The following is a 2,376-nucleotide window of genomic DNA, read 5'->3' on the forward strand; positions in this document are numbered from 1 at the left end:
CTCAGTGGAGTGTGGGATGCCGTCTATGAGAACTGGCTCCAGTCAAAACCGACCGTCGGCGACCTTATCAATTTGGAAACAGCGTGATGCAGGACTCGTCGAGCGCACCAAGCGGATCGCACCCGTTGCACGTTACCAGATCTCACAGCATTGCAAGAACGCCAACGATCGGTTGACCAGCTCCAGCGGATCTCCATCCGAGATTCTAGTGTTGAGGGGGATTTCCTGAAGCCGGCATTGGCACTGCCAAATTTGCGATTCCTGACAGTCTCGGGATGCAAGCTCTCTCCAGATGCGTTCCAGTCTCTTAGCGACAGCAGAGTCAAGTATCTGTTCTGTGCACACACGGATCTCGATTCAGTCCAGGTTGCCGACCTCGCAAAGTCAGAGCAAATTGCCGAAGTCACCATTCAGGTGCCGCATCCAACAAGTACGCAGCTACTGCAGCTGGCTCGCATGCGACAACTCGAGAGGCTGGTTCTCGTCTGTGGCAAGGGGCGCAACGAAATCAGAAAGTTCTTTTCGAACGCACGTCCAGAGATTGAAATCGGTTTTCTCGATCCGTTGACTGTCGTGACACGAGAGGCTTTTCATGCTGGGCAAGAATAGTGGCTACCGACTCTTTGTGGAATTCACCAAGCCGGTGTCTATGACGCAATGGACTTTCGACGCTCGATGGAGGCTCTGAGATGAAATCGACTTTCCGTCGTTTCTCACTCTTTGTAATCGTCTTAGTGGGTTGCTTGGTAGCAAGTATGTCGTGCCGAGAGCAGCATACTCCTGCGACCTTACGTAGATCAGCCGTCTTCGAAGAGCAAGTTTTCTTGAGAGACGGTCACGGGATGATTCGGCGTAAGAGCACTACGAGTAAGGTAACGCACATCATCTCCGTTAAAGCGAGTGGGAACGGTTCCCGCTACGTTATAGAAGAAATCAGGAAGCAGCCGGAGCCGCCTGTTCTCGAGACAGGGGTGTCCATCGAGTTTGAAGCAATATCAGACATGCCTCCTGCAGAAAACCTGATCGTTTGTGGTAATTTGAGTAGCGATCTCGCACTCGGTGGCTGGTACATGCCCGAGCCCGCTTCTGATTTGCCAACGAATGCGAGTCCGCTACTCCCAGCGCATTCAGACGAATCCATTCAGGCTTCCATCCGGCGAGCGAATAGCCAGGGTCCAGACGAATCGTTTTCAGCTTGGCGTGAAGTCTCTAGAATGCGGATGGACACACTGTGCAAGTACAGTCAGTTGTTCAACGTCGATTCCGTGCGTCAATCGATTCTATTGAACCGAGCTTTCGTTGACACCAAGCTGTTTGTGTTAGGCCTCATTGGTGGAGAGAGTGACCTGCGATTCATCGAGAGCCTGGATTTCCATCGAGATGTTCCTAGCTCCCGGATCGCCCTCAACTTTGCAAGGGTGTCCATTGGAGGCGAGCCAGAACTGGTTAGATTGGGGCGGCAAAGTAGTGAGGACGTCAAAGAAGAATACGTCATCGTTAAAAGCTTGGCATTGATCGCACAGTCCTGCGTCGACAATTCCATCCAAGAACAGGCAGTGCAGTTGATGGAAGCACGAACAGCCACAAGTGAATTGCGAGATTTGATTGAGATGGAACTAGAAGAAGTCGAGGAATCAACTTCTCGAGATCTGTTGGAGCTCTGAACTGGACGCATTGACTTGGTTCTTGTTGGGGGTGGTCAGTCGCGGCGAACAGTAGTCGTGACTTGCTTGGCCGCGATGAGTCTTGGACAGTGTGCTAGGTTGAGATTCAGTTTGAGGTTCTTCACGGTTTTTTGTGGCTGGAGTCCAGGATGTTGCATTTTTCGAGATATCGACTCCTGCGTCCAGTGAGCAAAAAGGAGCCCTCGGTAGACGCGACCTCACCAAAGGTGGTTCTTCTCGGGATTTAGTGGCAGATAGCCGATTTTAGCTGGTTTTTGTAAACTAGTGGGATGAACAGTCTCAACGAACATTACCGTGATCTTCTTGGCCTCGATGATTCTTGGACAGTGTTCAAGGCGGACCTTCAGTTAGAGGAGAATTCGGTCGTAATCGAACTCTCTCACCGGGGCGGTCCTTTGACCTGTCCTGAGTGCCACGGTAGTTGTGGTAGAGCCGACACAGCGCCTCCGCGAACGTGGCGACATCTCGATACCATGCAGTTCACGACAAAGATCAAGGCGGCGGTTCCCCGTTGCCGATGCGCTCAATGTGGCGTCAAAACGGTCTCGGTTCCGTGGGCAGGTAAGGCGTCGTTCGGAAATAACTTACCTGATTGGCATCGACCTGCGGCATACGGATTTGCATAATGGTTAAATGCCGGATGCAACACTGGTCGATGGACTCCGATCGAAATATAACGCGCTTGTTGATG

The 2,376-nt window shown here is 51.9% G+C and carries 2 protein-coding genes; both read left to right on the forward strand.

The genetic code is table 11. The features are described from left to right. Positions 1-1,001 precede the first annotated feature (1,001 nt). On the forward strand, positions 1,002-1,664 hold the full coding sequence (locus tag CA85_RS24595; RefSeq protein ID WP_146394387.1) for a hypothetical protein: 663 nt from the start codon (positions 1,002-1,004) through the stop codon (positions 1,662-1,664). A 290-nt stretch (positions 1,665-1,954) separates the two neighbouring features. Beyond that, positions 1,955-2,311, forward strand: a complete 357-nt coding sequence (locus CA85_RS25990; RefSeq protein WP_146394390.1) for a transposase family protein — start codon at positions 1,955-1,957, stop codon at positions 2,309-2,311. The last annotated feature ends 65 nt before the right edge of the window (positions 2,312-2,376 follow it).

This window comes from Allorhodopirellula solitaria (assembly GCF_007859855.1).
Lineage (GTDB): Bacteria > Planctomycetota > Planctomycetia > Pirellulales > Pirellulaceae > Rhodopirellula > Rhodopirellula solitaria.

What these genes read in the sequence shown, in the direction of transcription:
- CA85_RS24595 (WP_146394387.1), top strand. Translation starts at nt 1,002, where the DNA reads ATGCCTCCTGCAGAAAACCTGATCGTTTGTGGTAATTTGAGTAGCGAT.
- CA85_RS25990 (WP_146394390.1), top strand. Translation starts at nt 1,955, where the DNA reads ATGAACAGTCTCAACGAACATTACCGTGATCTTCTTGGCCTCGATGAT.